The organism is Salinisphaera sp. C84B14 (genome assembly GCF_040361435.1).
In the GTDB taxonomy this organism is placed as follows: domain Bacteria; phylum Pseudomonadota; class Gammaproteobacteria; order Nevskiales; family Salinisphaeraceae; genus Salinisphaera.
In genome coordinates, this window is the sequence record NZ_APNL01000005.1 from 168,718 (window position 1) to 192,558 (window position 23,841).

The following is a 23,841-nucleotide window of genomic DNA, read 5'->3' on the forward strand; positions in this document are numbered from 1 at the left end:
AACGAACGTCCGTTCATTGCGCTGCCTTGCAGCAGCGTGTGGACAATACAGTGCCAATAAAGAGGAGACCCCTGATGCGAGCATTGCTCTGCAAACAATTCGGCCCGCCGGAAACGCTGGTAGTCGAGGAACAACCCACGCCTAAAGTCGGCCCCAAGCAGGTTCTTATCGACGTACAGGCCGCGGCGGTGAATTTCCCCGACAGCCTGATCATCGAAGACAAGTACCAGCTCAAGCCGGAGCTGCCCTTCTCGCCGGGCGGCGAGCTCGCGGGCGTGGTCAATACCGTGGGCGATGAGGTCAAGCATCTCAAGGCCGGCGACAACGTGATCGCCTTCACCGGCTATGGCGCCATGGCCGAACAGATCGCCACCGACGCCAACCGGGTGATCCCGATGCCCGACGGCGTGGACCACGTCACCGCCAGCGCGTTCGTGATGACCTATGGCACCACCTACCATGCGCTGGCCGACCGGGCCGAACTCAAATCCGGCGAAACCCTGCTCGTACTCGGTGCCGCCGGCGGCGTGGGCCTGGCCGCGATCGAGCTGGGCAAGGCCTTGGGCGCGCATGTGATTGCCGCTGCCTCCAGCGAAGAAAAACTGGCGGTCTGTCGCGAACACGGCGCGGATGAAACCATCAACTACGTCGAGGAAGACCTCAAGGACGCGATCAAGGCCCGTACCGACGGGCGCGGCGTGGACGTGGTCTATGACCCGGTCGGCGGCGACATGACCGAAAAAGCCCTGCGCGGCACGGCCTGGCGCGGGCGTTTGCTGGTGATCGGCTTCGCCGCCGGCGAGATCCCCAAACCGCCGCTCAATCTCGCCCTGCTCAAGGGCTGTTCGATCGTGGGCGTGTTCTGGGGCTCGTTCACCCAGCGTGAACCCGAAGAGAACCAGAAGCAGCTCAAGCAGATCTTTGCCTGGCTGGCCGAAGGCAAGCTGCGCCCGCATGTGTCGGGAACCTACCCGCTCGAACGCGGCGGCGAGGCAATCAGCGTGCTGGCCTCGCGCAAGGCGGCCGGCAAGCTGGTCATCAAACCGCAGGAATAGTCTGATCGGCCGGCCCGGCCGAACCGCGCCGGGCCGGCACTGCCCTATTTCGTTCACGCGGCAACGCGGCGATGTTGTCATGCAAACGACATCGACGCGTCATCCCAGCGTTATCTGTACGACCCACACTGCGCTCCATTGCAAGCCGGCTGTCATATCAATGACAGCCCCGCAACGAGGAGCCGCATGCGTATCGCATTGCTCACCGACGCGTGGAAGCCGCAGGTCAACGGGGTGGTCACCGCCCTGACGGCCCTGGTTCGAGAACTGGAAGCCGCCGGACACGACGTGCTCGTCATTCATCCGGGCCTGTTCGTGACCGTGCCCTGCCCCACCTATACCGAAATCCGGCTCGCGGCCGCGCCGCTGCCCGGCGTTGCACGCCGCCTGCAGCGCTTCGTGCCGGACGCAGTGCATATCGCCACCGAAGGCAGCGTCGGTCTGGCCGGCTGGCTGTACTGTCGCCTGCGCGGCTGGCGTTTCACCACCTCTTTTCATACCCGCTTTCCGGAATATATCAACGCGCGCTGGCCGCTGGTGCCGGTGGGCCTGGGCTATCGGGTGCTCAATCTGTTTCATAGCCATAGCGTGCGCACCATGGTGAGCACACGCCCGTTGGCCGACTATCTGAGCGATCGCGGTTTCTCGCGGCTGGCCCTGTGGGGACGCGGCGTGGACACCCGCCTGTTTCGCCCCGTGCAACCGGCCACACTCGATCTGCCCGGCCCGGTGTTCATGTATTTCGGCCGGGTGGCACCGGAAAAGAACGTGGAAGCGTTCCTCCAGCTCGACCTGCCCGGCAGCAAGCTGGTGGTCGGCGACGGCCCGGCCCGCGCCGACCTGGAACGCCGCTATCCCGAGGCCTGTTTCGTGGGTATGCGCCTGGGCGAAGACCTGGTGCGCCATATCTGTGCGGCCGACTGCATGGTCTTTCCCAGCAAGACCGACACGCTCGGGCTGGTGCTCATGGAAGCCATGGCCTGTGGCGTACCGGTCGCCGCCTATCCGGTCACCGGGCCGCTCCAGGTGGTACAGCCCGGCGTCACCGGCGTGCTCGACGACGATCTGCAGGCCGCCGCGCTGGCGGCGCTCGAACTCAACGGTGAGGCCGGCATCGCCTATGCGCGAGCCAACAGCTGGGCAGCCTCGGCGGCCGAATTCGCCGCACAGCTTGCCCCGGCGCGTCGACCCCACCTGCGCTTTACCCCCCCGACCCTGGAGAACGCGCAATGAAAGTCCTCATACTCGGCGGCGACGGCTTCTGTGGCTGGCCCACGGCATTGCACCTGTCCGGTCAGGGCCACGATGTGACCCTCATCGACAACCTTTCCCGACGACATATCGACAACGAGCTGGGGGTGAGTTCGCTGACCCCCATATCGCCCATCGATATCCGACTGGCGGCCTGGAAGGAGCTGACCGGGCGCACCATCGCCGCGCTGCATATGGATGTCGCGCGCGAATACGATCGCCTGGAAGCGACCATCGACCGGCTCGCCCCGGATGCCATCGTGCATTTCGCCGAACAGCGCTCGGCGCCCTATTCCATGAAGCATGCACGAGCCAAGCGCTACACCGTCGAAAACAACCTCGCTGCGACCCAGAACGTGCTTTGCGCGCTGGTGGAAACCGGTATCGACGCCCATCTGGTGCATCTGGGCACCATGGGCGTCTACGGCTATGGCGGCGGGCTGCGTATTCCCGAGGGCTATCTCACTGTCGAGGTCGACGACAGCACCGGTGCGCGTACCCAGCGCGAGATCCTGTTCCCGCCGGACCCGGGCAGCATCTACCACATGACCAAGACCCAGGATCAGCTGCTGTTCTATTTCTACAACAAGAACGACGGCCTGCGTATTACCGATCTGCATCAGGGCGTGGTCTGGGGCACCCAGACGCGCGAGACGCGGCTGGACGAACGCCTGATCAATCGCTTCGACTACGACGGCGATTACGGCACCGTGCTCAACCGCTTTCTCATGCAGGCCGCGGTTGGCCACGACCTGACCGTGCACGGCAGTGGCGGCCAGACCCGCGCTTTCATCCATATCCAGGACACGGTGCGCTGTATCGAAATGGCGATCGGCAACGCCCCGGCCGCCGGCGAACGGGTACGCATCTACAACCAGATGACCGAAACCTGGCGCGTAGGCGAACTGGCCAAACTGGTGGCCCGCATGACCGGCGCGAAAATCGCCCACCTGCCCAATCCGCGCCGCGAAGCGCCGGAAAACGATCTGTGTGTGGAAAACGCCTGCCTGCTGGACCTGGGCCTCGACCCGACCACCCTGCGCGACAGCTTGCTCAGCGAAATAATCGATATCGCGCAGCACTATGCCCACCGCTGCGACGAAAGCCGTATTCTCTCGACCTCACAGTGGGTACGTCCGCGAACGGCGCAATCGCAGGCGGTCGCCTCCTGAGCAAAAAACAGGTCGCGTTCAATTGAGTGGCGCCCACACTGACCTATAATCTGGGCTCGTCTCGAACCCGGTACGCTGCTGTGCAAACCGACGGTCGCTGGACCCTCGCCGCGCTGACCACGGCGCTGCTGCTGCTCTACTTCACGCCGTGGCTGGCGCTGGGCCACGGCGTCGAATCTTCCGGCCTCGGGCTATGGATCGAATTGCCCGCGCTACTGCGGCCAATCGACCGCTTCGGCATCGGCGAATACGCAGCGCCCGTGCTGGGCTGGTCGATCCCGCTGATTGGCGCGGTCGGCGTCGTCCAAAGCGCCCGCGGCAGGGTCAGTCTCTGCGCATTGGCGCTCGCCGCGAGCGTGTTCAGCCTGATCGCCTTCGGCCTATGGCTGTCGCGCTGGCCGCAAACGCCCAGCCTGGCCACCCTGCCGCTGACCCATGCCGGACTCGCGGTGGTCGCAGGCGCCGTGCTCGTGCTCGGCTTGAACGTTCTCGGCGCGCTACTACGGCCGCGCCTGGAAGAAAGACTGGGCATCAGCGAGCGGCGTCGCCGCGACGGCACCGTCGCAATCGATGTCGACCGGCAGCGCTGGCGGCCACTATGGCGTTTACTCTATTCCGTGGCCAACGTCGCCATCGTCTACGTGGCCGCCGTGCTCTGGACGCGTTACCACCTGTTCGCGCTCGCCGATCGCTTCGCCCTGCCGGTAACCGCCGGTATGACCGTCGTGATCGCGCTGGCCGGACTTTGGGTGGTTCGATCCGCGCTGGGGCGCGCACCCTATGCCCGAATCGTGATCGACTATGACTCGTTGCGCGTGATTACCGGCGGCGAACGTGGTCGCTACGCCCGTGGCCATATCGGCGGACTCTACGTGCCGCAGCAGGCCGAAGACGGGGTCCGCGACTACTACAACGATGCGCCGAACGCACAGACGCTAACCCTGCCGGTCACCACGAGCGGCTCGCCCACGCCGCAGGCCGGCGGGCTGTTACGTACCCCGCGTGCCAGCGTCATGATGCGCATGCGTGATCGTACGGTCGCACTCGCCCATCATCTGCGCCCGGCCCAGGCCAAGGAACTGGTACGTCGGCTTACGATTCGCCTGCTGGACTGAGCCGGCCGCAACAATGGCCGGCCAAGCGAATCACCGATGGCTCGCGGGCGCCGCCAGGCGCTCGGCCAGCGCATCGAGCTGATCGCGGCCAACGATATCGCGTGCGCTCTGAGCGACCTCGATGAGTTCATGGCCGGCGAAGCGCTGCCGTATCTCGGTGAGGTATTCGTTCTGCTGTGCCACCCGTTCGGTTATGAAGGCGCTGCTCGCATCGGCCGGCCAGAGCCGATTCACGTACAGCGCGCCCACCGGGATATGCGTATCGCTCAGCTGCTCGATGACCCGCGCTGTTTCCTCGATCGGCAGCCGTTCGGCCTGCAGCACCGGATGGAAAACCGATTCGTCGTGCAGGCGCTGACGGGCCTGGGCGAAGCGTTCGGCACGCTGGCGCAGGCGGGTGAGCACCCGATCCTCGCGCTCGGGCTCGCTCACCCCGGCCATCGAACGCCACATGCCCTGAAGCTTGTTGACCTTGGCGCGCTGGGCCTGCAGACCTTCCACCCAGGCACCCAGCATGGAGGGCAGCGTAAGCAGGCGCAGGGTATGACCACTCGGCGCGGTATCGAACACCACCCGGTCGAAACGCTGCGGACACCATTCCATGATCCGGGTAAAGCGATCGAACAAGGCCGATTCGGCGGTACCCGGTGCCTGGACGGCGAGCTTCAGGTGCCGGTCGAGCGCCGGCAGCACAGCCTTGGACACGGCGGATTCCGCATCCTCGCGAATGCCCTCGACGTAGGCCTTCGCATCGGCCTCGGGGTCGATTTCCATCGCCCAGAGATTGTCGCCCGCCGCGCTCGGCTCGCCGCTCAGTCGCGTTTCGAGCAGGTCGGACACCGAGTGTGCCGGATCGGTCGATACCAGCAGCGTACGCTCGCCAGCGGCCGCCAGCCGCAGCGCGTTGGCCGCGGCAAGCGTGGTCTTGCCGACCCCGCCCTTGCCGCCGAACAGATAGAACCGCGTGGGCAGATCGTTGCGATGTGTATGCGAGTGCGCCATGGCGATAGTCTGCCAGTCGGCCGGGCGTTACGGGGCCAAGCTAGAGGTACAACGGTGCTTGCAGGCAGGCGTTTCGCGCCATGCGGGCCCGGCAGGCAGACCGTCACCGCGCCCGGGCAGGCCTTGGCTCAGCAGCAAACGCCCGCTTCGGGAAACGTTTCCATACCCATGCGCTGATGCCAGCGATGAAAGGCCTCGATCAGGTCGGGATAGAGCTCGAGGGCATAGTAGTCGGCGGGCCCGGGAATACCCAGGGCCTCGAGAAACAACAGCGCCACCAGCACGTCTTCTTCCGAACGCGCTTCGCGGGCGATGCCGGCACGCCAGGGCGCCATGAACAGTTCGTCGTGATAATCGGAAAAACGTTGCCAGAGGCTCTTGTCGGTCATGGCTGTCGCTGCGTGTCTGCGGTAGGGCGAGCCGGCGAAGGCTGTTGCACCCTTGCCAGCACGGCGGCCATCACGCTCTGCGTATCGGGCAGGCGGCCCGAATAGAGCGTATTGCCGTCCACGACCACGGCCACCGGCGCGCCCGCCCGGGCCACGGCCCGCAGCGCGGTGAATACGCCCGCGCCATGGGCACGGGCGGCCCGCCAGACCGCAGGGTAGAGCCAGACGAGATTCCGCGGGTCGACCACGGTCAGTTCCAGATCCGGCACGGCGGCGGCCAGCGCCCGATAGATCTCGCCGACCTGTTCCATGCGTGCCCGGCTGTGGCTGAAATCGGCGGCGCCGCCGAGCGCCGTATGGCGTTCGCCCAGCCGGCCACAGCAACCCGAGCCGCTATGCTGGGCATCCTGTTCGCGCACCAGAATCACCTGGTGCACGCGCCCGCCCGCCAGCCTGCCGCGCACGGCAGGGTCGACGACGGACGCCGAACTCACGATTCCTCGGCAGCCGCGCTCGGGTTGCGACGTTCACGGTTGAACGCCGTGAACGCTTCTACCACCAGCCAGGCCGCGAGCACGAAGATCGCGGCATCCATCACCAGCAGCAGCCAGTCGCCCTTGGCAAAGAAGTCGCCCAGGTTGAGCAGCAGCGCCCAGGTGGTCATGAACAGCAGGAACACCAGCGGAATCAGGGCTGCCAGCGGGTTGCGATTGCGGGCCAGCAGCCATACGCCGATGATCGACAGCGCGAGCCCGGCGGTGAGCTGGTTGGTGGTACCGAACAGCGTCCACAGACGGCCGAAGGCAAAACCCTTGCCGCCGGAACTGTCGCCGCCGGGCAGCAGTGCCAACCCCAGCGGAATCAGCACGGCGAGCGTGGTAAGCAGATTGACCCGGCCCACCAGCGCCTTGACCCCGGCCAGCTCTGCGATCTCTTCCAGGATATAGCGCTGCAGGCGCACCCCGGTATCCATGGTGGTGCCGGCGAAGGTGATGACCACCACCGCCGCGAACGTCGCGCCCAGCGTTGCCGGGATGCCGAGGTTGCTCAGAAAGTGGCCGGTGCCGGTCACGAAATGGCCGAGCGCGCCGCCGGAGGCCGCGCCGAAATCAGCGTACGCGGCGTTCCAGTCGCCGGCGGCGCCGAGGCCCGCGGTACAGGCCAGAATCGCGGCCAGCGCCAGTGCGCCTTCGCCCAGCGCGCCGCCGTAGCCGACGAAACGCGCCTCGGTTTCGTTACCCAGCTGTTTCGAGGTGGTCCCGGACGCGACCAGGCTGTGGAAGCCGGAAATCGCCCCGCAGGCCACGGTGATGAACAGATAGGGGAACCAGTGCGGCGAATTCGGCGCGACTTCATTGACCGCCGGCGCGCTGATCGTATCCCAGCCGATGAGTACACCGAGAAAGATCACCACCAGCGCGACGATCAGCTGCTGGCCGTTGATGTAATCGCGCGGCTGCAGCAGCACCCACACCGGCAGCCGTGAGGCAATCCAGGTATAGGCAAAGATCAGGATGATCCAGGTCGTGCGCACCGACAGCCCGACCGCCTCGGCCAGCCCGTCGACGTAGATCGGATAGGCCTGGCCGACCGGGATTGCGGCATAGAGCAGCAACAGCCCCAGGATCGACGGGATGACGATCGATCGGCCCATGCGATAGGCCCACTGGCCGATGAACACGGCGATCGGGATCACGATCAGCGCCGGTACCACCGCGCCCGGATTCTTTTCGAACAGAATCGCCATGACCACGCCGAACACCGCGTTCACGAGCGTGAGCAAGAAGAAGATGATGAGCAGAAACAGCGTACTCGCGCGCGCCGATACCACCTTGCCGGACAGGGTGCCGATATTCTGGCCGCGGTTGCGCGCGGAGACGACGATAGAGCCGAAGTCGTGCACGCCGGCCGCGAAGATCGTGCCCAGAATCACCCAGGTGAGTGCCGGCAGCCAGCCCCAGTAGACCGCAATCGCCGGGCCTACGATCGGCGCCGCACCCGCTACCGAGGTGAAGTGATGGCCAAGCAGTACGTGCTTGTGCGTGGGAACGAAGTCCACGCCGTCGCGCATGGCATGCGCCGGGGTGACGAAGTTCGGATCGAGCCGATAGACCTTTTCTGCCAGATAGCGCGAGTAGAACTTGTAGGCGAAATAGAACGCCACCAGCGTGATCACGATTAGAAGAAAGGCCGGCATATCGTCTCCTCACGCTTTCGCGCCCCGCGTTCGGGCGCTGTACAGTCGGCAAATGCTAGCAACGCGCCCGACCTCGACGATAGTCGACTATCGTCGGTCGTTATTGCCCTGATGTGTCAAAGGCCGAGCGGATATCGCCCGTCTCACCCGCCGCAGGCGACGCAGCTCGGGTCGGCCGGAACCTGCAGGCTGTGCCAGCGCTGGGTGCGGGCATCCAAAGTCAGCAGCCGCGCGGAGAGCGTATCCGCCATGCCGACGATAAGCTTGATGGCCTCCAGCGCCTGCAGGGTGCCCACCAGACCGGGCACCACGCCAAGCACGCCGGCTTCGGCACAGGTCGGCGCGGCCCCGGCCGGCGGCGCGCTGGCGAACAGGCAGCGATAGCAGGGCTGGCCGCCGGCCGGGAATACCCCGACCTGGCCGGAAAAGCGCTCCACCGCGCCATACACCAGCGCAATGTTCGCCGCCACGCAGGCGTCGTTGATGGCATAGCGCGCGCTGAAGTTATCGCTGCCGTCGACCACCAGATCGTAGCCGGCCACCAGCTCGGCCGCGTTATCTGCGCTCACCCGCGTTTCGATCGGCTCGATATCGATGCTCGGGTTGAGCGCGCTCAGGCTGGCCATGGCCGAACGCACCTTGGGCTGGCCGACGCTGGCATCGCGATGCAGGATCTGACGATGCAGGTTGGAACGATCGACCACGTCGTGATCGACGATGCCGATATGCCCCACCCCGGCCGCGGCCAGATAATAGGCCGCCGGCGAACCCAGCCCGCCCGCGCCGATGATCAGCACGCGCGCATCGCGCAGCTTTGTTTGCCCTGCCTCACCGACTTCCGGCAGCGTGAGCTGGCGCGCATAGCGGGCCCGATCGGCGTTATCCAGCATCGCCGGCGTTTCGAACGCCAGCCCGGCGTCTTTCCAGGCATCGAAGCCGCCCTCGACCGAGCGTACGTCGCCATAGCCCAGTCGCGTCAGTTGATCGGCAGCCAACAGCGAACGCGAGCCCGAGGCACACAGCAGCAGAATCGTATGGTTCGGATCACCGACCTGCTGTTCGAGACGCATTTCCAGAAAACCACGGCCCAGCGGCTTCGCCCCGACCGGCGTGCCCTGGGCGATTTCGTCAGCCTCGCGAATATCCACCAGCAGCGCACCGTCTCGCGCCAGCTCGGCCGCGCGTTCGGCGCTGACCGGCGGGATACGCTCACGCAGCGCTGCAAGCTCGTCTTTAAGGCTCATGGCGTTCGTCCAGGTCGTCGTTGTCGTCGCGATCATCTTCGATCGCTTCATCCAGGTCGGCTGCGGCGCCCAGCTCGGCTTGGCGCGTCCAGCCCGCACCGATCGACTTGCTGGTATTCGCGCCCATCTTTTTCAACTGTTCGCTACGCCGCACGATATTGCCGCGCCCGCTGACCAGCTTGTTGCGCGCGCCGTCGAAGGCCTTGTTGGCGGTATCCATGGCGCGACCGAGCTTGTCGAGATCGTCCACGAATCCCACGAACTTGTCGTAGAGCGCGCCGGCTTTATTGGCGATCTCGGCCGCGTTTTCTTCCTGCTGCTGAAGCTTCCACAGATTGGCGATCGCCCGCAGCATGGGCATGAGCGTGGTCGGCGACACCAGCGCGATGTTGGCGTCCAGGGCCTCGCGCTGCAGATCGAAATCGCCGCGTAACGCCTCGACATAGGCTGCTTCCGAGGGGATGAACATGAACACGTAGTCGAGCGTTTCGATACGGTCGATGTTCTGATAGTTCTTCGCCGACAAACCTTTCAGATGACGGCGCACTGAAGCCACATGATCGGCCAGCGCGGCACGGCGCGTGGCCTCGTCCTCGGCCTCGTGTACGCGCAGATAGGCGGTCAACGACACCTTGGCGTCGACGACGATGCTGCGCTGTTCGGGTAGATGCACGACCGCATCCGGCAGCTGGCGATTGCCGTCCTCGGTCGTGGCGGCGAACTGGGTTTCGTACTGCACGCCTTTTTCCAGTCCCGAACGCTCGAGCACGGTTTCCAGAATCATCTCGCCCCAGTTGCCCTGGGTCTTGGATTCGCCGCGCAGCGCATTGGCGAGATTGGTCGCATCCTCGGCAATGGCCTTGTTCGACTGCTCCAGAAGCCGCACCTGCTCGGCCAGCGCCGAGCGCTGGCGATTTTCCTGGTCGTAGGCTTCGCGCACCTGTTTTTCGAAGCGGCCGATATGCTCGCGCAGCGGATTGATCAACGGTTCGAGGCTGGCCTTGTTCTGCTCGGTAAAGGCCCGGCTTTTTTCTTCCAGAATCTCCTGCGACAACGTCTTGAACTGGTGGGTCAGTGCTTCGCGTGCTTCTGTCAGCGTCTTGAGCTTGTCCTCGGCATGGCGCCGTTCGCCGTCCAGCCGGGTTTCCAGCCGTGCGTTTTCGGCGCGTGCATCATCGAGCGCGGCGCGGGTCTCGGCCAGTTCGGCTGCCCGGCTATCGGCTTCGCGCTGCGCGCTGGCCCGGTCGGCGACCAGCTGGGCCTGTTTCGAACGCGCCCAGAGCCACACGAACACGCCGCCCAGCAGCGCGCCGGCCAACAGGGCACAGCCAAGATATAGGGTGCTATCGGATGTCATCGTGGAGGGGATGATCTTCGCGGTTCCAAAACTAAAGACGCCAGTCTAAACCCGCAGCGTCGATCGCCGCGCTGCTGCCCAACAGGGGCGCCCGCCAGGGCGTACAATACGCGCCTCGATTTCCCAGCTCGCGATATGGTCGCGCCCATGATCCTGCAACTGCGCAACCTGCGTCTGGCCTACGGCACCCATCCCCTGCTCGACGATGCCGAACTGAGCATCGATCGCGGCGAACGCGTGGCGCTGGTCGGGCGCAACGGCACCGGCAAGTCCACGCTCATGCGGATCGTTTCGCAGGAGATCGAGCCGGACGAGGTCATTCGCGAGCAGAAGCCGGATCTGCGTATCGCACGGCTCGAACAGGAGGTGCCGGCCGGTACCGCGGGGGCCGTGTTCGACGTGGTCGCCGGCGGCCTGGGCGATGTCGGTGCGGCGCTGGCCCGCTTTCACGAGCTGACCGCGCGCCTGTCGGCCGGCGAGGACGTGATGGACGCCTTCTCCAAGGCCCAGGCTCGGGTCGAGGCCATGGACGGCTGGACGCTCGCGCCCCAGGTCGAATCTACCCTATCGCGCCTCAATCTGGACGCCGACTGGCAGTTCGAAGCCCTGTCGGGCGGCCAGAAACGGCGCGTGCTGCTGGCCCGCGCGCTGGTACAGGAGCCCGACCTGCTGCTGCTCGACGAGCCCACCAACCATCTGGATATCAGCGCTATCGCCCAGCTCGAGGAGATGCTGCTGGCCTGGAACGGCGCGCTGTTGTTCATTACCCATGACCGCGCGTTTTTGAAGAACCTGGCTACCCGCATCATTGACCTGGATCGCGGCAAGCTCACCTCCTGGCCCGGCAACTACGACAGCTTCATCGAGGGCAAGGAAAAGATGCTGGCCGACGAAGAGAAGGCCAACGCCTTGTTCGACAAGCGCCTTGCCCAGGAAGAAGTCTGGATTCGCCAGGGCATCAAGGCCCGGCGTACCCGTAACGAAGGCCGTGTTCGTGCCTTGAAGGCCATGCGCGCCGAGCGTGCCGAACGTCGTGAACGCGGCGGCACCGCCAACATCGTCACCCAGGACGCCGCGCGTTCGGGCAAGCATGTGATCGTGGCCGAAAACCTGGCCTACACCTGGCGCGACGCCGGCAACGAAAAACCGATCGTTAACAATCTGTCGACGGTGATCCAGCGCGGCGACAAGGTCGGCATCATCGGCCCCAACGGCTGCGGCAAGACCACGCTCATCAACCTGCTGCTCGGCCGTATCGAGCCCGATGCCGGCACCATCAAGCTGGGCACCAATCTCGATATCGCCCATTTCGACCAGCATCGCGCCGCGCTCGACGACTCCATCAGCGTGCTCGATAACGTGGCGCAGGGACGCTCCTCGATCACCATCAACGGCCAGGACCGGCACGTGATGAGTTATCTGCAGGACTTTCTGTTCTCGCCCAAGCGCGCGCGCAGCCCCACGCACGTACTCTCCGGCGGTGAACGTAACCGGCTGCTGCTGGCCAAGCTGTTCACCCGCCCGGCCAATCTGCTGATCATGGACGAGCCCACCAACGATCTCGACGTGGAAACCCTGGAGCTGCTCGAAGAACGGCTGATGAGCTACGAAGGCACCCTGCTGCTCGTTTCGCATGATCGTGCCTTTTTGGACAACGTGGTCACCAGCAGCCTCGTGTTCGAAGGCAATGGCGAGGTCAACGACTATGTCGGCGGGTATACCGACTGGCTACGCCAGCGCCCGCGCGCGGGCGAGCCCGCGCCAGCAGCCAACAAGAAGGCCAAACCCGCCGCCCAGGCTGCCCCGCCCGCACCCAAGCCCAAGCCGGCCAATCCGCTGAGCAGCGCCGAGCGCAAGGAGCTGCGCGCCCTGCCGGACACGATCGAAAAGCTGGAAACGAAAATCGAAGGCTTCGAAGCCGAGTTCGGTGAAGCCGGCTTCTACGATCGCCCGGCCGACGAGATCAAACGCAAGACCGAAGCGCTGGGCAAGGCGCAGAGCGATCTGGAAAACGCCCTGGAGCGGTGGGAAGCTTTGGAGGCACGCCAGGGCTGATTCGCGGGCAGCCATTTCCGGCGTTTGTTCAGCAACCACTGGAATGGCTCAGCCTGAGCGTTTCTCCCGCACTCTCGTAGTGGCTTCGAAACATGGGCCTCAGGAAAGCCCGTGGTTTCGAGCCCAGCCTGAGAGATCTTCAAGACAGGCCGGCATTCGGCCCGCCTGCTGTCAGGCGGCATCAACCGGCCGCGCCGAGGCCAGCCCTTCCCGGCCGCTGGGCACTCCGAAGCGCTGACGCAGTCGGGCCGCTTCGTCGAGCACGGCATCCTTGGCCGCCACTTCGAGCATTTCGCGTTCACGATCCATACGCCGTATCTCGGCACGCGGCCAGGCATCGCGTGCTTCACCGCGCGGCATGTTGGACGTGGACAGAAACAGGCTGTAGATCGCCGGATAATCGGCCTGGGCACCACCCGGCGCGTGGTAGTGGTCAAGCAGTACCTTGAGCCGTATCGCGCCTTCGGAGAGATTCAGCTCGCCGGTGAGCAGGCTGTCGGCAATGATGGCCATGCTGTGTTCCAGGTCGGCCTCGGTTTCGGCGAGAACCGCCGCGTTGTGGGTTTCGCGCTCTTTTTGCTGATTGAGCACGCGCCACCACAGCCAGCCGGCATAGCCGGCGAGTGCCACCACCACGACGACCGCAAGCGCGGCGAGCCAGCCCATCACCGCCTAGCGCTGCTTGCGAGCGTTGCCGACCGTACCGGGACGCAGTGCGTACTGCTCGGTGATATCGATCGTCGCCAGGCCAGAGCGATTGTTCGGCCGGTAGAGCACGATCTGAATCGCGCGATCCGGATAGCTGAAGTACACGCGCGAGGTACTGGCGTCGCCGCTGACACCGGTATCGGTGCGAACTGCAGGCGTATCGCCCTGGTTGGGCGCACGTGCGAAGGTGGCGATCAGATTCTCGATGGCCTGTTCGCCGTCTTCGCTTCGAAACGAGCCGAGATTGCGCGACACGCGGGTGAGCCGATCATCGCGAATGGTCAGCGTACCCACCGGTTTGCCGTAGGTGTCGCGGCCGACGATCACGGGGCCCTGCTTGGGAAAGAGCATGTACTGGCCGTCGGCCTGGGCCGGCACCGTATTGAAATGGGCATTGGCGATGGCCAGCGTATCCGCACGCGAGGCGCCAAGTTCCAGACTGGTGCCGCCGATCGAGACCGTCTGGGCCGAAGCCAGCGGCGCAATACAAAGCGCCAGCAAACCAAGCGCCGCACAAGTCCAAAGATGTCGTGCCATGTTCGTTCTACCTCGTTGTTGCTCGAACCCACTCGTGCATCTAACACGCACTATGCCTGCAACGTGGCCAACGAGCGAGGCCCGCGGATGCGGGCCTCGTGTACAGCGGGGTCGTATGTCGTTCATACCAACCGACTTGCGGCCGGTACGACAGGCCCTATGCGGCCGCGCCCTTGGATACCGCCAGCAGCATCTGGTTCATCCGGCGCACGAAAGTGGCCGGGTCGTCCAGTTCGCCGCCTTCGGCCAGCACGGCCTGTTCGAACAGCAGCTGCGAAAAGGCATCGAACTCGTCTTCGCCCTGCTCGCTGGCCAACTTCTCGACCAGCGGGTGCGTCGGGTTGATTTCCAGATGCGGCGCGGTATTGGGCATTTCCTGACCGGCTTCCTTGAGAATCCGTTCCAGATGCGCCGAAATACCGTGCTCGTCAGCCACCAGGCAGGCGGGCGAATCGGTCAGACGATGGGTCACGCGCACTTCGTTGACGCGTTCGCCCAGCGCCTTCTTGACGCGCTCGACCAGGTCCTTGGATTCCTCTTCGAGCTTGGCCTGCTCGGCCTTTTCTTCCTCGGTCTCGGCATCGCCGAGATCGAGCGCACCCTTGGCAACCGACTGGAAGGTCTTGCCTTCGTATTCGGTCATATGGGCCATGACCCATTCATCGACGCGGTCGGTGAGCAGCAGCACCTCGATATCCTTCTTCTTGAAGATTTCGAGATGCGGGCTGTGCTTGGCCTCGGCCAGCGTGTCCGCGGTGATGTAGTAGATCTTGTCCTGGCCTTCGGCCATGCGGGCAATGTACTCGTCCAGCGCTACGCCCGGATCCGCGCTTTCGTCGCGGGTGGTCTTGAAGCGCAGCAGCTTGGCGATCTTGGCCTGGTTTTCGTGGTCTTCGACGATGCCTTCTTTCAGCACCTGGCCGAATTCGTTCCAGAACGTCTTGTACTTCTCGGGCTCTTCGTCGTCCCTGGCCATCGACTCGAGCAGGCCGAGCACCTTCTTCACCGAGCCGGCCCGAATCTTGTCCAGCAGCTGGTTGTTTTGCAGGATTTCTCGGGAGACGTTCAACGGCAGGTCATTGGAATCGATGACGCCCTTCACGAAGCGCATATAGCGCGGCATGAGCTTCTCGGCATCGTCCATGATGAATACGCGCTGCACATACAGCTTCACGCCGTGCGCCTTGCCGTTCGGGTCGAACAGGTCATAGGGCGCGCGCTTGGGAATATAGAGCAGGTTGGTATATTCCTGGCTGCCTTCGACCTTGTTGTGGGTCCAGGTCAGCGGGTCTTCGTAGTCGTGGCAGGTGTGTTTGTAGAACTCGGCATAGTCTTCGGCCGAGATTTCGGACTTGGGCTGCGTCCAAAGCGGCGCACCGCGGTTGACCTGTTCCCAACCGGCTTCCTTGCCCTCTTTCTCGTCTTCCTCGGACAGTTGCTCGCGCATCATGATCGGAAAGGCGATATGGTCCGAATAGGTGCGCACGAGATGGCGTAGACGCCAGTCGTCGAGGAACTCGTCCTCGCCTTCGCGCAGATGCAGCGTGACTTCGGTACCGCGTTTTTCCTTGGGAACGGCTTCCAGCGTGTATTCGCCGCCGCCGTCCGAAGTCCAGCGCACGCCTTCGGATTCGCCGCCGTGGCGGGTATCCACCACGACCTTCTCGGCGACGATGAAGGCCGAATAGAAACCGACACCGAACTGGCCGATCAGATGCGCGTCTTTTTTCTCATCGCCGGACAGCGAATCCAGGAACGCACGCGTGCCGGACTTGGCGATGGTGCCCAAACGGTCGATGACCTGCTCGCGGGTCATGCCGATGCCGCTGTCACCGATGGTGACGGTACGGGCGTCCTTGTCGTAGTCGATCCAGATCTTGAGTTCGGGATCGTTTTCGAACAGGGCATCGTTCTTCAGGCCCTCGAAGCGCAGCGTATCCAGCGCGTCGGAGGCGTTGGAGATCAGCTCGCGGGCGAAGACCTCCTTGTTCGAATACATCGAATGGATCATCAGCTGCAGCAGCTGCTTGACCTCGGCCTGAAAGCCACGGGTTTCGGTGTTCTGGTTTTCGCTCATGGCGGTATTGATTAGTTGTTGAACGGTGTATGGGCGGCGATCACTCGACAAACTATCGCCTTGATAGCCTTGAGTGTGGCCCGTCAACGCCATTTTCAAGCGCTACGTGCTGCACAGCGGCATTCGGCGCTTGCACTCACGGGCCCGTGTCCGGATGATGCGCGCTCCCAGTTTTCAGCCGGCGTGCCCATGGCCTATACCGAAGACACCCCCATGAACAGCCTGCTGGCCGGCATGGCGAGCGTGGACGCCGAGGCCTGCCAGGAGTTCGCCCGGCGCCAGCACGCGGCCGGCCACGGCGCGGACCTGCAAACCGCGGCCCGGCTACTGCACGATCAGGCGTTTGCCGCCCAGCTCGATCGACCGGCCGAACTCGTGGCCTGGAAATATCCGGAGCGCTTCGAGCCGCTGGATCAGACCCTGCTCACCACGACGCTGCAGGCGGCCTCCGATAACGAGCGCGAGCGGGTGCACGGCCTGATCGCCGAACTCGACTTTGCCGATATCACCGCGCTGTCGAGCATCGCCAACCATCTGGCGCGCGCCTGCGAGCAATTCGGCCGCTTTGGCGCCTATCGGCCCGATCCGCAGCAGTCGCTGTTCTAGGACCTCATGCAACTCGACCTGCTCGTATTGCGCTGCCAGCAACTGGAAACGAGCCGTCAGTTCTACGAAAGCCTCGGCTTTCGCTTCGTCGCGGAAAAACACGGCACCGGGCCGCTTCACTATGCCGCCGAGGACGCTGGTTTCGTATTCGAGCTATACCCGGCGGCGGCGAACGAAGCACTCGGCAACACCCGCCTGGGCTTTAGGGTAAAACACGTACCGCAATCGCTAGCGCAGGCGCCGGAAACCACCACGCGCGAATTCGATGGCACACGGATTTATATCGTGCGCGATCCGGATGGCCGCAAGGTCGAGCTGCGTGAACCGGCGTCGTAGGGCGACGCTTGTCGATTTCGACTAAGCCGGCACCCCATGCCGATATCCAGGGGCGCGACAGCTACGCCGCGCCCCGCATGCGTACGCCTCAGCCCATCGTCAACACCACGCGAAAACGCGCTTCGTTGCTGATCATGCGGGCATAGGCTTCGTTGACGTCGGCCAGCGGATAGGTCTCGATCCGGGTTTCGATATCGCGCAGCGCCGAAAAACCCAGCGTGTCCTGGGAATCCTGGGGTGCGCCGCTCGGATGCCCGGCCACGCTGCGCCGTGCCATGAGCAGCTGGAACGGGGATACCTCGATCGGCTCGGGCGAAGCCCCCACCACCAGCAGCTGGCCGTTCACGCCCAGCCCGTCGATAACCGAACTCATCAGCTTGGGGTTCGGCGCAGTGGCCAGAATCACCCGCGCGCCGCCAAGCGCCTGCAGTGCCTCGGCGGCGTCCTGTGCTTCGGTATCGATATAGGTATCCGCGCCGAGGTCGAGCGCCAGCTCCTTTTTGTCGGTTCCACGCGACAGGGCGACGGTATGAAAGCCCATCGCATAGGCATATTGAACGGCCAGATGCCCGAGCCCGCCCACGCCGAGCACCGCCACCACGTCGCCGGGCTGCGCGCCCGAGTTGCGTAGCGCATTGTAGGTGGTCACCCCGGCACACAGCAGCGGTGCGGCCGCGACCGAGGACAGGGCATCGGGGATGGCAACCAGCGCCTCGGCCGGCGCGATCATGTATTCCGCGTAGCCGCCGTCGTAGGAAATGCCGCAGATCTGCTGATGGGCACAGGTCACGAAATCGCCGCGCCGGCAGGAGTCACAGGCAAAACAATGTCCACCATGCCAGCCCACGCCCACGCGCTGGCCCACCTGCCAGTGGTCGACATCGTCGCCGACCGCGTCGATCACCCCGGCGACTTCGTGGCCGGGCACGCGTGGATAATCGAGCCCCGGAAAACCGCCTTCCTTGACGAACGCATCGGAATGACAAATCCCGCAGGCTTCGATACGAACCCGAACCTGGGCCTCGCCCGGATCGGGAATATGCCGATCGACCAGTTGGAAGTCGCCGCCCGCCGCATTGATCTGAGCCACCTTCATTTGCGCCATGTCACCCAGCTCCTGAGTTTTGGTTGAACGCTTTCGACCATACCACCCCGCGCGACGAGCGCACCGCCGGGCGCCGTCCGAAATACAGTGCTTGCCTCCAATCCGAGGGCGTCGCACTATCTCGCCATGTCGATACGTCAAATCAGTGCCGTCACGCTGTTCGTGACGGACATGGCACGCAGCTGTGCCTTTTATCGGGGGCTGGGGTTCGAGCTGAAATTCGGCGGCGAGGAGGCGGGTTTTTCCAGCTTTCATGCTGGCGAGAGCTTTCTTAACCTCAGCGCGGGGGACAAGGCACGGCCGGGCGGCGGCCTGACGATATTTTATGTCGACGACGTCGATACCCAGTACGAACGGGCGCTCGCGGCAGGACTCAAGCCGGATTTCGAGCCGGCCGATGCGCCCTGGGACGAACGCTATTTCCATATCCACGACCCGGACGGCTATACGCTGTCGTTCGCCACGCCGCTGGCCGAGTACCGACGCCACAAGCGGCGGCTGCGTGAATGCGTGGGCATCGATGGCTGTCCGGGCGGCTGGATCGCGGTGTCGCACGAAGGTGCCTTCGTCGATCGCGATCTGGCCAACCTGCTCAACCGCCTGGCTCCGGCCGTGGTCGCGATCGACATGCCCATCGGCCTGGCCGACGAACAACAGACCCGCGGCTGCGACCATGCCGCGCGCCAGCTATTGGCCGGCCGGCGCGCGACCAGCGTGTTTCCAACCCCGGTACGCGCGGCGTTGCTCGGCCGCGATCACGGCGAGGCCAGCGCCATCAACGCCGAATACTGTGGCAAGCGCCTGTCGGCCCAGACCTACAACCTGCTGCCCAAGATTCGCGAACTCGACGACCTGCTGCGCCGTTCGGCCTACTGGCAGGCGCGTCTGTACGAAACCCATCCCGAAGTCAGCTTTGCGGCCATGAACGGCGGCGAGGCGCTTGCCGACCCCAAGCGCAGCAGCACCGGCCACCTCCAGCGACGCGAACTCATCGCCGCCCACTTCGGCCGCGATGCCTTTGCCAACGCTCGCGCCCTGGTGTCGAAGCAGCAGGCCGGCGACGACGATATCGCCGATGCCTTTGCCTGCCTGTTCACCGCCGAGCGTATTGCCAACGACGAGGCCGTCACGCTGCCCGAAGCGCCGGAATACGACAGCGAGGATCTGCCGATGCGTATCGTCTATTGAACGCGCCGGCGCCATCAGTCCGCCAACGCACGCCAAACGAACGCATGCCCGGTATGAACCGTAGGCCGTAGGTGGATTAGCGAAGCGTAATCCAACATGGAACGCGGCAGCCAAGCCGCGTCTCGTCCCTCGGCTGCTAACACCCCCTCGGCAGTTCTTGTTGGCTTACGGCCTTCGGCCTAAGCCAACCTACGCGCCCGGGCCAAGCGCGGCGGCACCGGCCCCCGCAAACCGCTTCAGCCGCCGCCGAACAGCTGCCCGACGATACGAAAACCGGCGATATAAGTGCCCGCCGCCGAGCCGATGGTGGAGAACACGAACACCAGCAGCGTGCGCGACACGCGGTTCTTCCACCAGCCGGTGGCTTTCGTCACGTCGCTTTTCAACGTGGAGAAATCGCCCACCCGCGGCTTGCGCAGCCACAGCTCGGCGGCCGCCGTGACCATGCCGGCCCCAATGGTGGGGTTGAGCGAGGTCAGCGGCGCCGCGATAAAGGCGGTGACCACCGTCAACGGATGCGCAAGCGCCGCGGCTGCACCCAGCGCGGACAGCGCGCCGTTGATGATCACCCATTCGATCACCATCTGCTGGCCCAGGCCCGCGCTGCGCGAAAACCCGATCGCGAAGCCGGTGAACACCAGCGCGACCACGACCCAGGGAATCCATTTCACCCAGCGCGCGCCGGGCGGCACGCGATCGAGCTCGGCGACCACGGCGTTCGGATCGTCCATGCCGTTTTCGAGATAGTGCGCCAGGCCTTTCAAGTGGCCGGCGCCGACCACCACCAGCGTGTGCCGCGCCGGTGCCAGCCTGAGCAGCTGGGCGGCCATATAGCGGTCGCGCTCGTCGATGAGCGTTTCGTGCATGGTGGCGGATTCGGCGGCGAACTCGTTGAAGGTCGATTCGAGCATGTCGCCTTCCTTGAGCCGCTCGATATCGGATTCCTCGATCTTTTCGCGCGACAACAGGCTGGCGAACAACGCGCCCAGCGTGCTCATGCGCTGCCACCAGGGAATACGCCGATAGACCCGTTTCAGGGTGATACCGATATTGCGATCGACCAGTTCGAGGGGCAGATCGGCCGCCGCACAGCTATTGATCGCGGCGCGCATTTCCGCCCCCGGCTCGATGCCGAACTGGTCGGCCAGACGCTGCTGATAGGCGCCCAGCGCGAGATTGGCCGCCACCATGCCGGCCTTGCCCTGGCGCAGTACCTGGAACAAATCCATCTGCTCGAGTTCGCCGGCGCGGGTGAGCGCGGCATGGCGAGCGTCGCAGAGTTCGATGGCGACGCTGTCGTAGTCGCCGGATTCGATTTCGTGCTGCACTTCTTCGGCGCTGGCGCGCGAGACGTGGGCGGTGCCCAGCAGCGTGTATCGGTGCTCGCCGCGCATGACCACGCGCCGTGGGCCGCCGCTGTGCGCATTGGCCGCGCTGTCGATTTCCGTCATATCTGACCTTGTCGGCGCTCTCGGGCGCGCGCATGCCACCGCCTCATGTGGGCGGTGCCACTAGAAGTTGTTCGGATTGCCCTCGACGAGCGTGCCCTTGCCTTCGACTTCGCCCTGGCGATGCCATTCCAGCGCGCGGCCGTCGATGGCCACCCGGTAGCAGTCGATCTGCGGCGACTCGTCGTAGTCGAAGCACATCTGGTCGTCTTCGATCGTCCAGCGTGCCTGATAGCCGGGCCCGCGAATCGTGCCGTCCGGGGCATAGAACTCGGTATAGGCACTTTCGGGGGACATGGTGCCGGTTACGGTATTGCCAATCACCCGTTCGCGAATGGTATCGGCGTCGGCAAAGCCGCTCGCCGTGGCGGTTTCCGCTTTCGCGTTCGCGCTATCGGCGCTCTCGCCGTCGTCGTTGTTGCCACAGCCGCCGAGCACGAGCGCGACGGTGGCGGCGATCGCGAAGGCGGCATATCGGGTACCGCCCGAACGGGCCGATACGAAGCTCGATGTCTGCTGCACGACGATTCTCCAAAAGACGGTTTTCACGATGGTAGCGGTTTCGCGGGCGAGCGTCAGCGCAAACGCTATACAAGGCGACGGCTGCACACTATTATTGCGAATCGTTCTCAATAACAATCTTCGGCTTCGGCTTTATATCCTGGGGGATTATCTTGCGGTATTCATCTACACGCCTAACGCGTGCGCTTGGCTTCGTGTTCTTGCCGAGCCTGGGCGCCGGCCTTCTGTATAGCGGCATCACGCTGGCGCAGGACGCAACGGGCACGACCGGTAGCGAAACGCTTTCCACCATTCAGGTTCAGGGCGAATCGGAGGTGGAGACGGCAACGAGCCCTGTGGACGGGTATACCGCCAAGCGCACGCGTTCGGCCACCAAGACGGACACGTCGATCGCCGAAACGCCGCAGTCGATTTCGGTGATCGCCGCCGACCAGATCCAGGCCCAGAACGCACGCGATATTCGTCAGGTGCTGCGCTATGTATCCGGCGTGGTACCGGAACTACGCGGCAACGTCGCCAGCCGCTACGATCAGCTCACGCTGCGCGGCTTCCAGCCCGATACCTATCTCGACGGGCTCAAGCAGCTGGGCTATTTCTATACCATCCCCAAGACCGACCCCTACCTGCTTGAACGCGTCGAGGTCATCAAGGGGCCGGCATCGGTGCTTTATGGCCAGACGCCGCCGGGCGGGCTGATCAACCTGGTATCCAAGCGTCCGACCGAGGATCAGACCAACGAGTTCTATCTCGAAACCGGCAACGACAGCCGGCTGGGCGCGGGCTTCGATATCGGTGGCACGCTCGACGAAGAAGGCGATGCTCTGTACCGCGTGGTTGCCACCGGCAGCCAGCGCAACGGCCCGCAGAAGACCGTCGAGACGTCGAACTTCTCCATCGCGCCGTCGCTCACACTGCGCCTGTCGGATGCGACCGAGCTCACCCTGCTGGCCAAGTATCGCAACGATCCGGATTCCGGCTCCTACGGCGCGCTACCGTATCAGGGTACGGTCGATCCGCTCAGCAACGGCAGCAAGCTGCCGCGCGACTTCTACGACGGCGACGAGAACTTCGAAAGCTTCGATCGCAAGACGGTTCAGCTCGGCTACGAATTCTCGCACTGGTTCAACGACAGCCTGCAGTTTCGCCAGAATTTTCGGTTTCGGGATGCCGAAATCGATTACCGCAGTGTCTACGGCGCCGGGCTGAGCGATGACCAGACCACGCTCATTCGTGGCACGGCAGCCTCGCAGGAGAACGTCAACGGCATTCTCATCGACAACCAGCTGCTCGGATACGTTGATACCGGCCCGGTCAAACACACCCTGCTGGGCGGCTTCGACTATCAGAATCTGGATGCCGATCGCTACTACGGGCTTGGGCAGCCGGGCACCGCCACCGCACCGCCAACGCTGTCGCTCGACAACCCCGACTACGACCAGGTCATTCCGGAAATCGAGCGCAATCGCTTCGAATTCGATCAGGATCAGGTCGGTTTCTATCTTCAGGATCAGGCCAAGCTTGGTCGGCTGACCCTGCTCGCGGGCGGTCGTTACGACGTAATCGACACCACCGCCCTTGGCCCCGATGGCAGCAATCGCGATACGCGCACCGACCGGGCCTTCACCGGCCGTCTGGGCACGCTGTATACCTTCGACAACGGCATCGCGCCGTTCTTGAGCTATACCGAATCGTTCCAGTCACCGGCGACCAGCGGCACCCGCAACGACGTGCTGGACCCGACCGAGGGCGAGCAGTACGAGGCCGGGATAAAATTCCAGCCGCCCGGGACCAATACGCTGGTCACGCTGTCCGCGTTCGAACTCAAGCAGACGAACGTCACCGGGTCACTGCAGCCGGACGGCACCCGTTCGCAGACCGGCGAAGTCCGAGTACGTGGCCTGGAGATCGACGGCAAGGCCAGTCTTGCCAACGGCCTGGACCTGTCGCTCGCCGCAGCCTATCTGGATTCGGAAATCACCAGCGCCGAGGATGACACCCAGGGCAACGAATACCAGCGTACCCCGGACTACACGGCTTCGGTTTGGCTCGACTACACACAACCCGCCGGTGCCTGGAAAGGCGCGGGCGGCGGCATCGGCGTGCGCTATGTCGGTGAGCAACAGGTCAGCAACGACAATCAGGACCAGGTGCCCGACTATACGGTGGCCGATGCGGCCCTGCACTATGAGCTGGGCGGCCTCGATCCGGCCTACGAGGGCTGGCGTGTGGGCCTGAACATGCAGAACGTGTTCGACAAGAAGTACGTGGCCTCCTGCCTGAGCTCGAACTTCTGCTACTACGGCTACGGCCGCGAGACGACCGCCACGGTCAGCTATCGCTGGCAGTAGGCGTCGGCCATATCGGCGGATATCCGCGAAAGGCGGTCCTTCGGGGCCGCCTTTTTATTTGCGCACAACCTAATCGCCTGCTCACGGCGCTTGCACTCCCCGTTTTGTTATATAAAATGAGAATCGTTC

21 protein-coding genes are annotated in these 23,841 nt (G+C 64.3%); 9 read left to right on the forward strand and 12 right to left on the reverse strand.

Annotated elements, in window-relative coordinates:
• The first annotated feature begins 74 nt into the window (after positions 1 to 74).
• From C84B14_RS06145 to C84B14_RS06160, 4 genes are all read left to right on the forward strand, one after another.
• Positions 75 to 1,055 carry an NADPH:quinone oxidoreductase family protein gene (locus tag C84B14_RS06145; protein WP_353222618.1) on the forward strand — a complete coding sequence of 327 codons (981 nt, stop codon included), beginning with the start codon at positions 75 to 77 and terminating at the stop codon, positions 1,053 to 1,055.
• Between the two features lie 186 nt (positions 1,056 to 1,241).
• Entirely contained in the window at positions 1,242 to 2,288 is a 1,047-nt protein-coding gene (locus tag C84B14_RS06150; RefSeq protein WP_348765085.1) for a glycosyltransferase family 4 protein, read from the forward strand.
• Positions 2,285 to 3,478 (forward strand): NAD-dependent epimerase/dehydratase family protein, encoded by a 1,194-nt coding sequence (locus C84B14_RS06155; protein WP_353222620.1) that lies wholly within the window; start codon positions 2,285 to 2,287, stop codon positions 3,476 to 3,478. Before C84B14_RS06150 ends, C84B14_RS06155 begins: the two co-directional genes overlap by 4 nt.
• An 80-nt stretch (positions 3,479 to 3,558) precedes the next feature.
• Positions 3,559 to 4,593, forward strand: coding sequence for a hypothetical protein (locus C84B14_RS06160; RefSeq protein ID WP_353222622.1), 1,035 nt, complete (start codon positions 3,559 to 3,561; stop codon positions 4,591 to 4,593).
• Positions 4,594 to 4,623: 30 nt separating this feature from the next.
• Here the strand turns inward: C84B14_RS06160 and C84B14_RS06165 are convergent, their stop codons facing one another.
• From C84B14_RS06165 to C84B14_RS06190, 6 genes are all read right to left on the reverse strand, one after another.
• Complete coding sequence (locus C84B14_RS06165; RefSeq protein WP_353222624.1) at positions 4,624 to 5,595, reverse strand: ArsA family ATPase; 972 nt, start codon at positions 5,593 to 5,595, stop codon at positions 4,624 to 4,626.
• Between the two features lie 128 nt (positions 5,596 to 5,723).
• Entirely contained in the window at positions 5,724 to 5,984 is a 261-nt protein-coding gene (locus C84B14_RS06170) for a cory-CC-star protein (protein ID WP_293626578.1), read from the reverse strand.
• On the reverse strand, positions 5,981 to 6,478 hold the full coding sequence (locus C84B14_RS06175; RefSeq protein WP_353222626.1) for a hypothetical protein: 498 nt from the start codon (positions 6,476 to 6,478) through the stop codon (positions 5,981 to 5,983). The genes C84B14_RS06170 and C84B14_RS06175 overlap by 4 nt, the downstream gene beginning before the upstream one ends.
• Positions 6,475 to 8,181: a carbon starvation CstA family protein gene (locus tag C84B14_RS06180; RefSeq protein ID WP_353222628.1), complete on the reverse strand. Its 1,707-nt coding sequence runs from the start codon at positions 8,179 to 8,181 to the stop codon at positions 6,475 to 6,477. The genes C84B14_RS06175 and C84B14_RS06180 overlap by 4 nt, the downstream gene beginning before the upstream one ends.
• Before the next feature lie 143 nt (positions 8,182 to 8,324).
• Positions 8,325 to 9,425 (reverse strand): molybdopterin-synthase adenylyltransferase MoeB, encoded by a 1,101-nt coding sequence (moeB, locus tag C84B14_RS06185; RefSeq protein WP_348767093.1) that lies wholly within the window; start codon positions 9,423 to 9,425, stop codon positions 8,325 to 8,327.
• Positions 9,415 to 10,782 carry a DNA recombination protein RmuC gene (locus C84B14_RS06190; RefSeq protein WP_353222629.1) on the reverse strand — a complete coding sequence of 456 codons (1,368 nt, stop codon included), beginning with the start codon at positions 10,780 to 10,782 and terminating at the stop codon, positions 9,415 to 9,417. Before C84B14_RS06190 ends, moeB begins: the two co-directional genes overlap by 11 nt.
• 147 nt (positions 10,783 to 10,929) lie before the next feature.
• Between C84B14_RS06190 and C84B14_RS06195 the strand changes: the two genes are divergently transcribed.
• The gene (locus tag C84B14_RS06195) at positions 10,930 to 12,837 is read left to right on the forward strand and encodes an ATP-binding cassette domain-containing protein (RefSeq protein ID WP_353222631.1); all 1,908 of its coding nucleotides are present in this window, start codon (positions 10,930 to 10,932) and stop codon (positions 12,835 to 12,837) included.
• 171 nt (positions 12,838 to 13,008) lie between these two features.
• Here C84B14_RS06195 and C84B14_RS06200 read toward each other — a convergent pair whose 3' ends face one another.
• From C84B14_RS06200 to htpG, 3 genes are all read right to left on the reverse strand, one after another.
• The gene (locus C84B14_RS06200; RefSeq protein ID WP_353222633.1) at positions 13,009 to 13,503 is read right to left on the reverse strand and encodes a DUF2489 domain-containing protein; all 495 of its coding nucleotides are present in this window, start codon (positions 13,501 to 13,503) and stop codon (positions 13,009 to 13,011) included.
• 6 nt (positions 13,504 to 13,509) lie between these two features.
• On the reverse strand, positions 13,510 to 14,082 hold the full coding sequence (locus C84B14_RS06205; protein ID WP_353222635.1) for a hypothetical protein: 573 nt from the start codon (positions 14,080 to 14,082) through the stop codon (positions 13,510 to 13,512).
• A 157-nt stretch (positions 14,083 to 14,239) separates the two neighbouring features.
• Positions 14,240 to 16,159, reverse strand: coding sequence for a molecular chaperone HtpG (gene htpG, locus C84B14_RS06210; RefSeq protein ID WP_353222636.1), 1,920 nt, complete (start codon positions 16,157 to 16,159; stop codon positions 14,240 to 14,242).
• A gap of 189 nt (positions 16,160 to 16,348) precedes the next feature.
• Here htpG and C84B14_RS06215 point away from each other — a divergent pair, with 189 nt between their 5' ends.
• Complete coding sequence (locus tag C84B14_RS06215; protein WP_353222637.1) at positions 16,349 to 16,765, forward strand: hypothetical protein; 417 nt, start codon at positions 16,349 to 16,351, stop codon at positions 16,763 to 16,765.
• Between the two features lie 6 nt (positions 16,766 to 16,771).
• A complete protein-coding gene (locus C84B14_RS06220; RefSeq protein ID WP_353222638.1) occupies positions 16,772 to 17,101 on the forward strand; it encodes a VOC family protein in 330 nt (109 codons plus the stop codon).
• 88 nt (positions 17,102 to 17,189) lie between these two features.
• Here C84B14_RS06220 and C84B14_RS06225 read toward each other — a convergent pair whose 3' ends face one another.
• Positions 17,190 to 18,206, reverse strand: a complete 1,017-nt coding sequence (locus tag C84B14_RS06225) for an alcohol dehydrogenase (RefSeq protein ID WP_353222639.1) — start codon at positions 18,204 to 18,206, stop codon at positions 17,190 to 17,192.
• Positions 18,207 to 18,332: 126 nt separating this feature from the next.
• Between C84B14_RS06225 and C84B14_RS06230 the strand changes: the two genes are divergently transcribed.
• Positions 18,333 to 19,394, forward strand: a complete 1,062-nt coding sequence (locus C84B14_RS06230; RefSeq protein WP_353222640.1) for a DUF429 domain-containing protein — start codon at positions 18,333 to 18,335, stop codon at positions 19,392 to 19,394.
• A 236-nt stretch (positions 19,395 to 19,630) separates the two neighbouring features.
• On the opposite strand, the gene C84B14_RS06235 is transcribed toward C84B14_RS06230, so the two are convergent.
• Both C84B14_RS06235 and C84B14_RS06240 read right to left on the reverse strand, forming a co-directional pair.
• Positions 19,631 to 20,845 (reverse strand): TraB/GumN family protein, encoded by a 1,215-nt coding sequence (locus C84B14_RS06235; protein WP_502949895.1) that lies wholly within the window; start codon positions 20,843 to 20,845, stop codon positions 19,631 to 19,633.
• A 60-nt stretch (positions 20,846 to 20,905) separates the two neighbouring features.
• A complete protein-coding gene (locus C84B14_RS06240) occupies positions 20,906 to 21,364 on the reverse strand; it encodes a hypothetical protein (protein WP_353222642.1) in 459 nt (152 codons plus the stop codon).
• A 194-nt stretch (positions 21,365 to 21,558) separates the two neighbouring features.
• On the opposite strand from C84B14_RS06240, the gene C84B14_RS06245 reads away from it, so the two are divergent.
• Positions 21,559 to 23,712 (forward strand): TonB-dependent siderophore receptor, encoded by a 2,154-nt coding sequence (locus C84B14_RS06245; protein WP_353222644.1) that lies wholly within the window; start codon positions 21,559 to 21,561, stop codon positions 23,710 to 23,712.
• Positions 23,713 to 23,841 lie beyond the last annotated feature (129 nt).